The following is a 14,122-nucleotide window of genomic DNA, read 5'->3' on the forward strand; positions in this document are numbered from 1 at the left end:
GACGAAGGCCCCGGCTCCGGCCCTGCTCACGCGGGGTGCGGGGTGCGGGGCCTTCGTCGTCGGCCGCGTCAGGTCAGACGCGGTGCCGCACCAGCGCCGAGACGAAGCCGCCGGCGAAGGTGTCGCCGAGGCCGATCGTGGTGGGGCGGTCGGTCTCGAGCACGAGGCCGGGCGTGCAGACGGCTTGCAGCCGAGCCGTGACCGCGGTGCAGACCGCGACGCCGCCGGGCTGCGCCGGCAGCTGCGCGACGCGGTCGTAGTCCGCGGCGGTGATGCCGTCGCCGAGCAGGTAGCGGGTGCTCGCCATCGTCACTCCGCCCAGGAGCGCCGCGCGGTAGCGCTCGGCCTCCGCTCCGACGGCCGCCGACCAGTGCCGGGTGTGCACGACGAGCACCGGGCCGGGGAGCAGCGCCGCGGCCGCGCCCAGCGCCTCGACCACGGCATCCGGGTCGAGCAGGTCGAGCCGGTGCCCGAGCAGCGCCTGCAGCTCGTCCTCGTTCATGCTGACGACGTCGACGCAGCCGAGCAGGGCGGAGCGGGCCCGGTCCTGCAGAGCGGGCAGGTGGAAGCCCGCGTCCTCGTAGATCACGTCCGCGGAGGCGGGCAGCGCCGCGAGGTGGCGCTGCAACGTCTCCAGCCGGTCCGTCAGCACCGCCTCGTCCTGGATGCTGTTGAAGCCGGAGACGAGGAAGACGCCCGCGTCGGCCAGCACGCCGCCGAGTCCTTCCGCCAGCAGCAGCTCGCGGTTGGGCGGGTCGTTCGCGAAGATCACCCGGTTCGGATGCGGCGCCACCAGCACGCGGTCGCCGAGGAGCACCCGGGCGCCGCGCGGGAACTGCACGATCAGGTGCGGGTCGGTGCTGTCGGCGGTCGCGCTCGAGACGTACTCGGTGCCGACGGGCAGGAGCCGGCGGACGTGGTCGTCGATGCTCACCAGGTGCTGCACCGCGGCGAGGCCGTGCACGGCGAGCGCGTAGCCCGCCCGCACTCCGGTGCCGCCGAGGGTGATGCGCCGGGGGAAGCGCTGCGCGAACTCCTCGACGATGCGGGAGGAGGAGGCGAATCTCTCCCCTCCCGCACCGTCGGCGAGGAACGCGAGGAGCGCCACGACGAGCTCGCGCTCGGTGGTGACCGGCGCCGTCCTCGTCAGCTCGTCCGCGCGGATCCCGTACTCCTCCGCGAGCGTCTGGACGACGTGGTCGTCCCAGTCGATCTCGTAGTCGACGGTCCCGCCCAGTCCGAGCACGATCCTCTCGTTCACCGCGCTGCTCTCCTGCGTCTCGCCGGGCCTAGTAGAGCTCGGCCTTGCCGGCGGAGCCGAACAGGTCGATCTTCTCGGCGGCCGTCTCCTTCATCGCGGCGATGGAGGGCGGCTGGATCGTGTTGGGCTCGCGGACGGAGGGGTCGGCCAGCACCTCGCGCATCTTCTTGTGGTACGCGGCCTTGATGTCGCTGGAGATGTTGATCTTGTTGACTCCGCGCTTCACCGACTCGGCGATCTCGGCGTCGGGGTTGTTCGAGCCGCCGTGCAGGACGAGCGGCACGGCGACGCGCTTCTTGATCTCGGCGAGCAGGTCCAGCTTGAGCGCGGGCTTCATCGACGCCGGGTAGAGGCCGTGGCTGGTGCCGATGGCGATCGCGAGGCTGTCGACCCCGGTGGCGGCGACGAAGTCGACCGCCTCGTCGGGCTCGGTGTAGATGATGTTCGCGGCGCCGTCCTCGGCCTCGTTGTCGGTCTTGCCGATCGTGCCCAGCTCACCCTCGACCGAGACGCCGACGGCGTGCGCTGCGTCGACGACGCGCTTGGTGATCGCGACGTTCTCGTCGTAGGGGAGCATCGAGCCGTCGATCATCACCGAGGTGAAGCCGGATTTGATCGCGAGCAGAACCTGCTCGTAGGTGGCGCCGTGGTCGAGGTGGATGGTCACCGGCACGCTGGAGCGGTGGGCGCGGGCGATGATCGCGTGCAGGATGTCCACTCCGGTGTGGCTCAGCTCGTCGGGGTGGATCGCGATGAGCAGCGGGGAGTCCTTCTCCTCGCTGATCTCGAAGAGGCCGTTCATCATGGCGTAGTCGCTGACGTTGAACGCCGGGACGGCGAAGCCGTTCGCATTGGCGACGTCCAGCAGGTCTTTTCCGGAAACAAGCATTCTCTGACTGTCCTTCTCGTGGTGGTGGTGGTGTTCCGGACGCGCGGACGCGCGCCTCAGCTCTTGACGGCCCCGGCGGTCATGCCGCCGATGAAGTACCGCTGGAAGAAGAGGAAGAGGAGGAGGACGGGAACGCATCCGAGGATGCTCATCGCCATCATCTCGTTCCACTCGTAGGAGTTCTGGCCCATCAGCAGCTGGATGCCGATCGGCACCGTGCGCATGTCGTCGGTGCGAGTCAGGGTGAGCGCGAAGAGGTACTCGTTCCAGGCGATCATGAAGGTGTAGACCCCCACCGAGACGATCCCGGGGATCGCGATCGGCACCAGGATCCGCCAGAGCACGGTCATCGGGCCGGCCCCGTCCATCCGCGCCGCCTCGTCGAGATCGCGGGGGAGGGTGTTGAAGTAGCCGGTCAGCATGATGATCGCGTAGGGCAGCGTGAAGACCAGATAGGTGAGGATCAGCCCCTGATAGGTGTTGTAGAGCCGCAGCGTCACCATCAGCCCGAAGAACGGGATGAGCAGGGTGATCGGCGGCACCGCCTGCACGCTGACGATGATGATGTTGATCGGCCGCTTGAAGCGGAACTCGTAGCGGCTGAACGCGTAGGACGCGAGGATCGCGACGACCAGCGTCAGCGCGACGACCGCGAGGGCGACGACGTAGCTGTTGATGAAGAAGCGGACCTTCGTCGGGTCGCCCAGGATCCCGGCGTACGCCGAGAACGAGAACGTGTCGGTGATCAGCCGGGGCGGGTACTCGAAGATCTCGGTGTTCGACTTGAACGAGCTGGCGGCCATCCAGACGATCGGCAGGCCCGCGAAGGCGGCGCCGATGAGGAGGAGGACCCAGACCCCGGCCTTCGCGGCGAGGAGCCGCGGCGTGCGGACGGCCGGGCGGGTGGCGGTGGCGGTCACGTCAGTCCCTGGCTTTCTGGTTCCGCACGTAGAAGAACGCGAGGACCATGGTGAGGAGGAGGATCAGGACGGCGCTCGCCGAGGCCACCGAGAACTCGTAGCGGCTGAACGCGAGCTTGTAGGTGTACGTGCTGAGCATCTCGGTCGCGTCGATCGGGCCGCCGCCGGTCGTCATCCAGATCAGCGCGAACTGCTGCGAGGTCCAGATGATGTCGAGCACCGACATGCTGATGATGATCGGCTTGAGCTGCGGGATCGTGACGTTCCAGAAGCGCTGCCAGGCGCTCGCCCCGTCGACCTTCGCCGCCTCGTAGAGGTCGTGCGGGATGCCCTGCAGACCCGCCAGCAGCGTGATCATGTAGAACGAGTAGCCCGCCCAGATGTTGATGAAGGTCACCGAGAGCAGCGCGGTCGCGGGGGAGGCGAGCCACTCGATGCCCTTGTCGGTCAACCCGAGCGAGATCAGCGCGTAGTTGATCACGCCGTTCGGGTTCAGCAGCAGCCGCCAGAGCACGGCGATGATCGCGACGGTGAACAGCCACGGCAGGACGTAGACCACGCGGAAGAGCGACTTGGCGACGGTCGGCACGAGCGGCGAGTTGAGCAGCATCGCGAAGCCGAGGCCGAGCACCAGGTGGGCGGCGACGCTGACGCCGACGAAGACGATCGTGTTGCCGGTGGCCGTGCGGAACTTCGGATCGCCGAGGACCTCGAGGTAGTTGGCGAGTCCGACGAAGGCGGGCTTCGGGTTCGTGATGACGTTGTCGAAGAACGAGTACCCGATCACCAGCAGCACCGGCACGAGCATCAGGACGAGCATCACGATCGCCGTGGGGGAGAGGTAGAGGTAGGGCGCGAGGTCGCGGCGCTTCCGGCGGCCCGCGGGGGCGTGGGCGGGCGTCCCGGAGGCGGGACGCTGGGGGGCGCTCAGCAGGGAGACCACGGCGCTCCTCCTTCGATCGGGGAAGGGGTGAGGGGGGACCGCGCCGCGGGAGAGGACTCCCGCGGCGCGATCGGGGACGGACGGGTCACGGCTCAGAACTCGCCGAGCCAGGCTTCCTGGGACTTCTCCAGCGCCTCGTCGACGCTCTGGTCGCCGTTGAGGGCGGCCTGCAGCTGCTCGTCGAAGTCGCGCATCAGCTGCTCCGCGACGGGCAGGCCGACGAACTCGTTCGCCGGGTAGCCGGCCGAGTAGATGTCGAAGGCCTCCTGGTACAGCGGGTCGCTGTCCGAGAAGTCCGGCGTCGAGGCGGTGTTGCCGGGGAAGGCGTTCGCCAGCGTGGACAGCTTCGAGTTCGTGTCGGCGCTCATCAGGAACGACACGAGCTTCGCGGCCTCGGCCGGGTGCTCGCTGCTGGCCGAGACCCCGATGCCCCAGGAGGCGAAGGGGATGCCGCGCTCGCCGCTGAAGCCGTCCTCGGCCGGGATGGCCGAGATGCTGAACTTCAGGTCGGGGTTGGACTCGCGGATGGTGGCGATGTGGGAGAGGGAGTCGATCATCATGCCGACCCGGCCGTTGGTGAACTCCTCGACCTTGTCCTGCTCCTTCATCGTCGCGGCGCCGGGGGCAATCACGCCGTCGGCGTCGAGCTGCGCGATGTAGTCGACCGCGCTGGTGACGGCGTCGTTGGTGAGGTCCGGCTTCCCGTCGTCGAGCATGCTGCCGCCGGAGGCCCAGACCCAGGACATGACGTCGTTCTGGATCCCGTTGGGGGCGTCGCTCGAGAGCGGGAGCACCCAGCCGCTGGTGTTGTCGCCCAGCGCCGTGATCGCCTTGGCCGCGGACTCGAACTCGCTGCGGGTCGAGGGAGGAGCGGTGACGCCCGCCTCGGAGAGCAGGGCGTCGTTGGTGAAGAGCGGGTAGACGAAGTTGACGACGGGGACCATGGCGGTCTTGCCGTCGACGACGACGGTCGAGGAGAGCTGGCTCTCGTCGAAGCCCGCGTCCGAGAGCAGCGGGGCGAGGTCGGCCAGCGCGCCCTGCTTGGCGAAGTCGCTGATCCAGGCGCCGTCCAGTCCGACGACGTCGGACATCGTGCCGGCCGCGGCGCCGGCGAAGAGCTGCTCCTTGGTCGAGGCGTACGGGCCGCTGAGCAGGTCGACCGTGATGCCGGGGTTCGCGGCCTCGAAGTCGTCCATGAGGCCGCGGAGGGCGCCGTCCGAGAGCTCGGGCTCCCACCACTGCGCGAATTCGAGGGTGACGTCTCCGCCTGCCGCGGAGTCGCCGCCACCCTGGCTGCAGCCGGTCAGCATCGTCGCGGCGAACGCCGCGCTGACGGTGAAGACGACGGCTCTCTTGATGCGAGCACCTTTGCTCATGTCACTCCCTGCAACTCTGCAGTTATCTGCTGTTGTGTGCGCATTCTTGCGCTTGTGTTCTGCGAATGTACCTGGCGATGCGTGGTCATGCAAGAACCGGCAGGAAATTGCCGAGATGTGCGACAAACGAGGACCAGACCGCAGGATCCACCGCGATCCGAGTGCGACAAGTTGCAGGATCCGGCACGGCGGTGTTAGACAACGCACATGCCCGACACCGACGACGCCCCCGCTGCGAACGACGTCCCGCTCCGTCTGCCGGCCGGCCGGAAGGCCGATCTGGCCGCCTACGTCGCCGAGGCGGGCGAGGTCACGGTCACCACGCTCGCCCGCCGCTTCGCCGTCTCGGCCGACACCGTGCGCCGCGATCTCGACCAGCTCGACGCCGACGGCTACCTCGTCCGCACGCACGGCGGCGCGGTGAGCCTCTCCGTGATGCCCGCGACCGAGAAGCGCCTGGACGTGCGCCTGGGCATCCAGCGCGGCGCGAAGGAGAAGATCGGCGCGCTCGCCGCCGGCCTCGTCGAGAACGGGGCGGTGGTGATGCTGAACGCGGGCACCACCTCGCTGGCGGTCGTCCGGCACCTCAACGACCACCGCGAGCTGACCATCGCGACGAACAACCTGCGCGTTCCCGCCGAGATCGGCTCGAAGACCTGCCGCGACCTCTTCGTCTTCGGCGGCGCCGTCCGCCTCGGCGGCCAGTCGACGGTCGGGCCGGTGGGCTTCGCCGCTGCGGAGCCGGGCGGCGCCGTCGACCTGCACTGCGACATCGGCCTGATCTCCGTCGGCGCCGTGTCGGCCGAGAACGGCTACTCGACCAGCAACCTGGCGGAGGGCGTGATGATGAGCGAGATGATCGCGCGCTGCGAGCGGGTGGCGATCCTGGCCGATCAGACCAAGTTCGGCCGGACCCTCTTCGCGCAGGTGGCGGAGCTCGGCCGGGCCGACTACCTCGTCACCGACGCGCCGCCGCCGCCGGAGCTCGAGGAGGCGCTGCGCGAGAAGGGCGTCCAGGTGGTGCTGCCGCCGGTGGCTCCCGTCCGCGAGCGCTGACCCGCGCGAGCCGGTGGGCGAGCGCTGAGCCGCGGGCGCTGACCGGTCTCAGAGCACATTGATCGCGGTCGCGCGCCAGCGGGCGTCCGTGCCCTCCAGCCGGATGGCGACCGCTCGGGTGCGCACCCGGTTGTGCACGAGGACGACCGCCTCGACGATCCCGTCCCGCGGCTCCGTGACGACGACCCGGCCGACCGTGGACGGGAGGCGCTGCGTCGACCGCCCCTTGAGGCTGCGGGCGCGGGCGGCCATCACCACCCGCTTCTGCAGATGCCGGTAGACGTCGTCGCTCAGCCAGCGGGCCAGCTGGTCGATCTCGCGGGAGCCGGCCAGGACCTCGACCACCTGCAGCGTCAGGCAGGCGAGGATCGGCTCGGGATCGGGCAGCTCCGCCCGCGTGGCCGGCTGCGGGGCGAAGAACGCGGCGGCCGACGTCGCGGGGGCCGCCGCGTCCGCATCGAGCGGCAGGGTGCGGTAGTCGAACGCGTTGGTGGGGTGGATCATGCGGCGTGCTCCAAAGGCAGGACGAGCGACTCACGGTTCGGATCTCCTCTCGGCTCGGGCGGTGCGTGCCGCAGCAGGACGAGCGCGACGGGGTGCCCTCATCGAAGCAGCCGAGCGATGCTCACGTCGGGCTCAGCGCCGGACTGTGGATAACCGGGCGCGGGGCACCGCAGGTGCGGTGCGCGCGATGACGGGACCTAGGCTTGTCGGGTGTCGACCCTCAGTGATCTCGTCCTCTCCCACGGCCGCTCCACGGACGCGGACGTCGAATGGCTGCACCTCCTCGTCGGCGATCTCCAGCTCCTCGCCGACCTGGCCTTCGCCGACATCGTGCTCTGGGTGCCGACCGCCGAGGGCGGCTTCGTCGCGGTCGCGCACGCCCGGCCCTCGAGTGCGGCGACCCTCTTCTACCGCGACTTCGTCGGGCAGAAGATCAAGGCGGAGTGGCGCGCCCAGGTCGCCGAGGCCTTCGAGAGCGCCCGCATCGTCGACACCTCGGCCCCGGACTGGTTCGAGGAGACGCCCACCCGCGTGCGCGCCGTGCCGGTCATCCGGCGCCTCGGCGGCTCCGACAGCGCGACCACGGATCAGCCGATCGCGGTCGTCACCCGGCACACCAACCTCAGCGAGACGCGCACGCCCAGCCGCCAGGAGCTGACCTTCAACGACTGCGCGAACGACCTCTTCTCGATGATCGCCTCGGGCGACTTCCCCGATCTCGGCGCGCCGACCGGACCGCGTCGCGGTGCCCCGCGCGCCTCCGACGGCCTGATCCGCCTCGACGTGGACGGGATCACGACCTTCGCCAGCCCGAACGCGCTCTCGGCCTTCAACCGCATCGGCTTCGCGGACGAGCTCGAGGGCGAGTCGCTCGCCGAGGTCACCACGGGCCTGGTCGCCGGCAAGGTCGTCATCGACGAGTCGCTGCCGCTGGTCGTGACCGGCCGCGCGCCCTGGCGCACCGACATCGAGGCGCGCGGCGTCACCGTCTCGCTGCGGGCCATCCCGATCCGCGACCGCGGCGAGCGCGTCGGCGCCGTCGTGCTCTGCCGCGACGTGACCGAGTTGCGCCACCAGGAGCGGGAGCTGATCACCAAGGACGCGACGATCCGCGAGATCCACCACCGGGTGAAGAACAACCTGCAGACCGTCGCGTCGCTGCTGCGGATCCAGGCCCGGCGCACCCACTCCGACCTCGCCCGCGAGGCGCTGACGCAGGCCATGCGGCGCGTCGCGGCGATCGCGGTCGTGCACGACACCCTCTCCGAGGGGCTCGCGCAGAACGTCGACTTCGACGCGGTGTTCGACCGGGTCCTGCTGCTGATCGCCGAGGTCGCGTCGACGCACAACACCACCGTGCATCCCACCTTCACCGGCAGCTTCGGCGATCTGCCGAGCGAGTACGCCACTCCGCTCGCCCTCGCGCTGACCGAGCTGGTCACCAACGCGGTCGAGCACGGGCTCGCCGGCCGGGAGGGCGACGTCGAGATCGTCGCGACCCGCGGCGACGACGAGCTCACCGTCAAGGTGCGCGACACCGGCGTCGGACTGCCGGAGGGCAAGGTCGGCTCGGGTCTGGGCACGCAGATCGTGCGCACCCTGATCCAGGGCGAGCTCGGCGGCACGATCGACTGGCACACGCTGGTCGGCCGCGGCACCGAGGTGACCATCGAGGTGCCGCTGCGCTGGCTGAAGGGCCCGCGGGTCTGAGCCGGACGGGTCCGAGCCGGACCGGTCCGCGCCGCGCGGGCCCGGTTCCCGCCGGGCGTCCCCGGGGACGCCGCGACCCCCGCTGCCGGAGGGCGAGCGGGGGTCGGGGTCGCGGTGCCGGGCGGTCCCGGTGCGGGTGCTACGAGGCGCGGCGGGCGCGGGCGGCGCGGCGCTTGAGGGCGCGGCGCTCGTCCTCGCTGAGGCCGCCCCAGACGCCCGAGTCCTGACCGGTCTCGAGGGCGTACTGCAGGCAGACCTCGGTGACGGTGCAGCGACCGCAGACGGTCTTCGCCTTCTCGATCTGGTCGACCGCGGGTCCGGTGTTGCCGACCGGGAAGAAAAGCTCGGGGTCAGCGGTGAGGCAAGCGGCCTTGTCGCGCCAGTCCATGCGGGTGCTCCTTGTGTGACAGCGTGCGTGGAGGAACCACGCAGTGTTCGGGTGGGATGATCGAGTCACACCGACGGCCTGGACCATCGGTATGCACCGGGCGCCCGAACCGGCGCACGCCACGAGACCCTGCGCAGCTGCGCAAGGCGGTTCGGGTGCGGGACCGGACGGTGCTCGGTTCTTCCCGAGAGATCGCCCCGCTCGCACGCATGCCTCTCGGCACGGCAGGATCGGGGTGTTCACATCGGCGGTAACCCACGACCCTGTGAGCGGTGAAACGAACTGCACTAGCCTGTCACGGAGGCAGGCTCGAATCAAGAGTGCTGGATGGGATGCAGCTGTGATCATGGACGGGAACCGGCCTCCGACCAGGCCGGGAAGCGCCCGGCGGCCCCTAGGCCTGCTCCTCCTGGTCGCCGTTCTGGCGCTGGAGACCGCTGCCGTGGCGTGCATCACAGGGTGGCTCGTGATCGAGCTCCTCACCACCCGGGCCGGCTCGATCGGCGGCGGGATCGCGATCGTCGTGCTCTCCTTCATCGCCCTGGCCTGGATCGCCGCGACGACCGTCGGCACCGCCCGGCGTCGCAGCTGGATCCGCGCCTCCGCCCTCACCATCCAGCTGGTGATGATGGCCGTCGCCCTCGGCGCGTTCCAGGGGCAGTACGCCGTGCCGGACATCGGCTGGGCGCTGCTGGTCCCGGCCCTGCTGGCCGTGGTGCTGCTCTTCCTGCCGAGCACGGTCGCCGCCACCCGCCGCGATCCCGGGCTGGGCTAGCGTCACGGAGCCGGCGGGCCCGGGCGGGCGCCACTGGGCTAGCGTCGGGGGATGGACTCCACCCGACTCGGCCTCAGCGGCCTCCAGGTCTCCTCGATCATCCTCGGCTGCATGAGCTTCGGCGCCCCCGACCGCGGCGCGCACGGCTGGAGCATGGGGGAGGAGGAGTCGCGGCCCTTCCTCCGCCGGGCGCTCGAGCTCGGCATCACCACCTTCGACACCGCCGACGTCTACTCCGACGGCACGAGCGAGGAGTTCGTCGGCCGTGCGCTGGCCGACTTCGCCGTGCGCGAGGAGGTCGTCATCGCGACCAAGGTGCACGGCACCATGCGCCCGGGTCCGAACGGCGGCGGGCTCTCGCGCCGGCACATCCTCAGCGCGATCGACGACAGCCTCCGCCGCCTCGGCACCGACTACATCGACCTGTACCAGATCCATCGCTGGGACCCGCAGGTGCCGATCGAAGAGACGATGGAGACCCTGCACGACGTCGTCCGGTCGGGCAAGGCCCGCTACATCGGCGCGTCGAGCATGTGGGCGTGGCAGTTCGCGAAGGCGCAGTACACCGCCGACCTCGGCGGCTGGACCCGCTTCGTCTCGATGCAGGATCAGTACAACCTGATCCAGCGCGAGGACGAGCGCGAGCTGCACCCGTTCTGCCTCGACCAGGGCGTCGGAGTGATCCCGTGGTCGCCGCTGGCCCGCGGACGCCTCACCCGTGACTGGGACGCGACCACGTCGCGCACCGAGACCGACCTCTACGGCAAGACGCTCTACCACCAGCAGGAGGAGGCCGACCGCCGGACGGCGGGCACGGTCGAGCGCATCGCTGCCGAGCGCGGCGTCCCGCGCGCGCAGGTCGCCCTCGCCTGGGTGCGCCAGCAGGAGGCGGTGACCGCCCCGATCGTCGGCGCGACGAAGATGCAGCACCTCGAGGACGCGGTCGCCTCCGTCGACCTCGAGCTGACGGCCGACGAGCTCGACGCCCTCGGCGCCGACTACGCCCCGCGCTTCAACGAGGGCTTCTAGCCGCCGTCGGGCGGCCGCGGTCGCGCCAGGCGTCGGCCGAGCTCGTCACGCTGCCAGCATGGCCGGATGAGCGCACCCGACCTGACTGCTGCCGTCATGGCCTCGCTCCGAGGCTGCGGTGCCGAGAAGCACACGACCCTTCTTCTCGGCGCCGGAGCCTCGACCACGTCAGGACTTCCCGGCTGGGACGAACTCGTCGTCCGTCTCCTCGTCGACAGCGGAGTCGTGCCGGACAGCGAGGCGGGTGCTCTCGTCGTGAGCAGGCAGGATCCGCTGATCGCCGTCGCAGCGGCGCGCGAAGCGTACGGTGAGGCGTGGGATCGGAAGCTCCGCGCGGCCCTCTACGACGGGATCCCCTCCGTCGAGATCTCGCCCCTGCACTACGCCGCCGTTGCTCACGCGCTCGGGGGTGACCCGGCCGAGACGAGTCTGGCGACGCTCAACTTCGACACGCTTCTGGAACACGCCCTCCGCGCCGAGACCGAGTACCCGGTCATCGCCGCGACCGGTGAGCACGCGCCTCCTGGTCTCCCGACCTACGTCGTCCGGCATCTCCACGGGATCGTCAGTCCGACGCAGACGAGAGACGTCGTCCTCACCCTGACCGGCTTCCTCGATCTGGTCGCCGAGCGCGACTCCTGGCAGTCGGTCTTCCTGCGGCAGGCTGTCGGCCGGGGCGCCCTGATCATCGCCGGGACGTCCTATCGCGACCCGGACGTGCGCCAATGGCTCCATGCCGCCCTCGCCGAGGCGCCGCGGGAGCACGCCGCCGTCGTTCTGCTCGCTCGGCAGGGTTTCGACGTCACGAAGGCGCAGTTCGCGGAACTCGCGAAGGCGCTGAGCGGACAGTGGACTGCCATCGGCCTCCGACCGGTGCTCCTCGACGACTTCTCGGACGCAGCGCAGGTGATACGTGAACTCCGACACATCGATTCCCCGGGCTACCGCGCTCCACAGGAGCGGATCGCGCAGATCTGGGACCACCACCTCGAGGGGTTCCTGCCTCTTCAGCAGGAGTACGTCGAGCAGTTGCGGGTCGATGCTGACGACCTCAGGTCAGCGTTCGACGTCGATGTGCTCAACCTCAGTCTGTGGTTGTCGGACGGTCGCGGCATGCTCGCGCGCTGGGCGGCGCAGGACAGGGTGTTCCTCGACCGGCACGGTCTTCGGCGGGTGGAGACCGGCTTCGACAGCCCGTGGATCGCCGGGCAGGCCCTCGGCTCCGACACTCTGCTGCACAAGGATCTCCCGCGGGACGGTGTCCACCGCTGGACGTCGGTGCTCGCTCTCCCTCTGCCCGCACCCCATCCGGTCCTCCCGACGGCGACCGCCGGGGTCCTCACCATCGGGCTGCCCGAGGCTGCGGCCCGGTACGAAGGATCGAAGCTGCTCTGGGGGGAGACGCTGGCGCGGGTCGGTGACGCGTGGAGTTCACGCCTGACCAGACCGGTGTTCGCCGAGGCGGCGACTACCATCGAGACTGTCGACGAGGAGGACTGATGGCGAAGAACGTGAAGCGGTCGTCGTACCAGAGCCTGGGCAACGGTGTCTATCGGGTCGGCGCCGTGCGTCGCAGTGCGGTGACCGGACGATACGTCGTCAGTCCCGAGCCCGCACCGGCATCGCCGTCTCCCACGCCGTCCGCGAGCGGCGACCGACGGAGTTGATTCCGCCGGTCACCGGCGTGCGTTAGCGGGTCAGGCCAGCTTGAGCTTCTTGCGCAGGGCCTGCACGTGGCCGGTGGCGCGCACGTTGTACTGCGCGAACTCGAGGGCGCCCTCGGGGCCGACGACGAAGGTCGACCGGAGGACGCCGACGACCGTCTTGCCGTAGCTGTTCTTCTCGCCCCAGACGCCGTAGGCGCGGTGCACGCTCATGTCCGGGTCGCTCAGCAGCGGGTAGGCGAGGCCGTGCTCGTCGGCCCAGCGGCGCAGCGCTTCCGGGGTGTCGCGCGAGACGCCGAGCACCTCGTAGCCGGCCGCCTGCAGGGCCGCGGTGCTGTCGCGGAAGTCGCACGCCTCGGTGGTGCAGCCGGGGGTGTCGGCCTGCGGATAGAAGAAGAGGACGACGCGGCGGCCGCGCAGGCCCTCGAGGGTGACCGGGGTGCCGTCCTGGTCGGGCAGCGTGAAGTCCGGGGCGGCGTCGCCCGCGGCGAGGCGCTCGTCGGCGGGGATCGGGGGGAGGGCGGTGTCGGTCATCGTCTGCTTCCGTCGGTGGTGGCGAAGGTGGTCAGGAGGCGCTGGAGCGAGTCGAGGCGCTCCGGCCCGCTCGCGCCGAGCAGCCCGCCCTCGACGGCCTCGATGATCGCGCAGTCGGGGGAGTCGGGGAGGTGCGTGCAGCCGCGCGGGCAGTCCTCGGCGAGCACGGCGAGCGTGGTGAAGGCGCCGAGGATGTTGTCGGTGTTCACGTGGCCGAGGCCGAAGGAGCGCACGCCCGGGGTGTCGATCACCCAGCCGTGCCGGTCGCCGCGCTCGACGCGCAGCGAGACGGTGGAGGAGGAGGTGTGCCGGCCGCGCCCGGTCACCGTGTTGACCCGGCCGATCGCCCGGTGCGCGTCGGGGACGAGCTTGTTCACGAGCGTCGACTTGCCGACTCCGGAGTGGCCGACCACGACGGTCTCGTGGCCGAGCAGCGCCTCGGCGATCTCGTCGACGGGCGGCTCGTCCTGGCTGGAGAGGAAGACGCGGAGGTCGAGGCCCTCGAAGTTGCGCAGGAACGGCGCCGGGTCGGCGAGGTCGGTCTTGGTGATGCAGAGCATCGGCGTGATGCCGGCATCGAAGGCGGCGACCAGGTACCGGTCGACCAGCCGGGTGCGCGGCTCCGGGTCGGCGGCGGCCACCACGCAGACCATCTGGTCGGCGTTGGCGACGATCACCCGCTCGATCGCGTCGGTGTCGTCGGCACTGCGGCGCAGCAGCGTCGACCGCTCGCGGATCCGCACGATGCGGGCGAGCGTGCCCTCGTCGCCGCTGGAGTCGCCGACCACGTCGACGCGGTCACCGGGGACGATCGCCTGCTTGCGCAGTTCGCGGGCGCGCGCCGCCGTGAACTCGTGCTCCTCCGGGGTGCCGTCGCCGATCATCACCGTGTAGCGGCCGCGGTCGACGCCGAGGACCATCGCGATCTCGGCGTCCTCGTAGGCCGGCCGGTTCTTCGTCCGCGGCTTGGTGCCCTTGGGGTTCGGCCGCACCCGGGCGTCCGACTCGTCGTAGCCGTCGAAGTCGTCGAGCACTCCGTCGGCGTCGAGGCCGCTGTCCGTCCACCACGACAC

Annotated in this window: 14 protein-coding genes; 5 read left to right on the forward strand and 9 right to left on the reverse strand. The window is 70.5% G+C overall.

Going from position 1 to position 14,122, the window contains the following annotated elements; translation table 11 throughout:
* Positions 1–73 precede the first annotated feature (73 nt).
* From EDF22_RS04375 to EDF22_RS04395, 5 genes are all read right to left on the reverse strand, one after another.
* Positions 74–1,261, reverse strand: coding sequence for an ADP-dependent glucokinase/phosphofructokinase (locus EDF22_RS04375; RefSeq protein WP_123702675.1), 1,188 nt, complete (start codon positions 1,259–1,261; stop codon positions 74–76).
* 28 nt (positions 1,262–1,289) lie between these two features.
* Positions 1,290–2,150: a ketose-bisphosphate aldolase gene (locus EDF22_RS04380; protein WP_123702677.1), complete on the reverse strand. Its 861-nt coding sequence runs from the start codon at positions 2,148–2,150 to the stop codon at positions 1,290–1,292.
* 56 nt (positions 2,151–2,206) lie between these two features.
* Positions 2,207–3,070, reverse strand: coding sequence for a carbohydrate ABC transporter permease (locus EDF22_RS04385; protein ID WP_207901631.1), 864 nt, complete (start codon positions 3,068–3,070; stop codon positions 2,207–2,209).
* A 1-nt stretch (position 3,071) separates the two neighbouring features.
* A complete protein-coding gene (locus tag EDF22_RS04390) occupies positions 3,072–4,013 on the reverse strand; it encodes a carbohydrate ABC transporter permease (protein ID WP_260303278.1) in 942 nt (313 codons plus the stop codon).
* Between the two features lie 92 nt (positions 4,014–4,105).
* Complete coding sequence (locus EDF22_RS04395) at positions 4,106–5,389, reverse strand: sugar ABC transporter substrate-binding protein (RefSeq protein ID WP_123702679.1); 1,284 nt, start codon at positions 5,387–5,389, stop codon at positions 4,106–4,108.
* A 207-nt stretch (positions 5,390–5,596) separates the two neighbouring features.
* Between EDF22_RS04395 and EDF22_RS04400 the strand changes: the two genes are divergently transcribed.
* Positions 5,597–6,445, forward strand: a complete 849-nt coding sequence (locus EDF22_RS04400; RefSeq protein WP_123444402.1) for a DeoR/GlpR family DNA-binding transcription regulator — start codon at positions 5,597–5,599, stop codon at positions 6,443–6,445.
* A gap of 48 nt (positions 6,446–6,493) precedes the next feature.
* Here the strand turns inward: EDF22_RS04400 and EDF22_RS04405 are convergent, their stop codons facing one another.
* A complete protein-coding gene (locus EDF22_RS04405) occupies positions 6,494–6,949 on the reverse strand; it encodes an Rv3235 family protein (RefSeq protein ID WP_221180885.1) in 456 nt (151 codons plus the stop codon).
* 210 nt (positions 6,950–7,159) lie between these two features.
* Between EDF22_RS04405 and EDF22_RS04410 the strand changes: the two genes are divergently transcribed.
* Positions 7,160–8,659, forward strand: a complete 1,500-nt coding sequence (locus tag EDF22_RS04410; RefSeq protein WP_123702681.1) for a sensor histidine kinase — start codon at positions 7,160–7,162, stop codon at positions 8,657–8,659.
* A 139-nt stretch (positions 8,660–8,798) separates the two neighbouring features.
* Here the strand turns inward: EDF22_RS04410 and EDF22_RS04415 are convergent, their stop codons facing one another.
* The gene (locus EDF22_RS04415; protein ID WP_056045195.1) at positions 8,799–9,047 is read right to left on the reverse strand and encodes a WhiB family transcriptional regulator; all 249 of its coding nucleotides are present in this window, start codon (positions 9,045–9,047) and stop codon (positions 8,799–8,801) included.
* A gap of 466 nt (positions 9,048–9,513) precedes the next feature.
* On the opposite strand from EDF22_RS04415, the gene EDF22_RS04420 reads away from it, so the two are divergent.
* From EDF22_RS04420 to EDF22_RS04430, 3 genes are all read left to right on the forward strand, one after another.
* Positions 9,514–9,822 carry a hypothetical protein gene (locus EDF22_RS04420; RefSeq protein ID WP_260303279.1) on the forward strand — a complete coding sequence of 103 codons (309 nt, stop codon included), beginning with the start codon at positions 9,514–9,516 and terminating at the stop codon, positions 9,820–9,822.
* Between the two features lie 51 nt (positions 9,823–9,873).
* Positions 9,874–10,851, forward strand: coding sequence for an aldo/keto reductase (locus EDF22_RS04425; RefSeq protein ID WP_123702683.1), 978 nt, complete (start codon positions 9,874–9,876; stop codon positions 10,849–10,851).
* Between the two features lie 66 nt (positions 10,852–10,917).
* Entirely contained in the window at positions 10,918–12,351 is a 1,434-nt protein-coding gene (locus tag EDF22_RS04430) for an SIR2 family protein (protein ID WP_260303280.1), read from the forward strand.
* Positions 12,352–12,548: 197 nt separating this feature from the next.
* Here EDF22_RS04430 and bcp read toward each other — a convergent pair whose 3' ends face one another.
* Positions 12,549–13,049, reverse strand: a complete 501-nt coding sequence (bcp, locus tag EDF22_RS04435) for a thioredoxin-dependent thiol peroxidase (RefSeq protein WP_123702685.1) — start codon at positions 13,047–13,049, stop codon at positions 12,549–12,551.
* Complete coding sequence (gene rsgA / locus EDF22_RS04440) at positions 13,046–14,122, reverse strand: ribosome small subunit-dependent GTPase A (RefSeq protein ID WP_173250401.1); 1,077 nt, start codon at positions 14,120–14,122, stop codon at positions 13,046–13,048. The genes bcp and rsgA overlap by 4 nt, the downstream gene beginning before the upstream one ends.

Origin of the sequence: Rathayibacter sp. PhB127, assembly GCF_003751665.1 — a bacterium.
GTDB classification, from domain to species: domain Bacteria; phylum Actinomycetota; class Actinomycetes; order Actinomycetales; family Microbacteriaceae; genus Rathayibacter; species Rathayibacter festucae.

Coding starts and splice junctions, on each gene's coding strand:
- EDF22_RS04380 (WP_123702677.1), bottom strand. CDS start 2,150: ATGCTTGTTTCCGGAAAAGACCTGCTGGACGTCGCCAATGCGAACGGC.
- EDF22_RS04395 (WP_123702679.1), bottom strand. CDS start 5,389: ATGAGCAAAGGTGCTCGCATCAAGAGAGCCGTCGTCTTCACCGTCAGC.
- EDF22_RS04400 (WP_123444402.1), top strand. CDS start 5,597: ATGCCCGACACCGACGACGCCCCCGCTGCGAACGACGTCCCGCTCCGT.
- EDF22_RS04405 (WP_221180885.1), bottom strand. CDS start 6,949: ATGATCCACCCCACCAACGCGTTCGACTACCGCACCCTGCCGCTCGAT.
- EDF22_RS04415 (WP_056045195.1), bottom strand. CDS start 9,047: ATGGACTGGCGCGACAAGGCCGCTTGCCTCACCGCTGACCCCGAGCTT.
- EDF22_RS04425 (WP_123702683.1), top strand. CDS start 9,874: ATGGACTCCACCCGACTCGGCCTCAGCGGCCTCCAGGTCTCCTCGATC.
- EDF22_RS04430 (WP_260303280.1), top strand. CDS start 10,918: ATGAGCGCACCCGACCTGACTGCTGCCGTCATGGCCTCGCTCCGAGGC.
- bcp (WP_123702685.1), bottom strand. CDS start 13,049: ATGACCGACACCGCCCTCCCCCCGATCCCCGCCGACGAGCGCCTCGCC.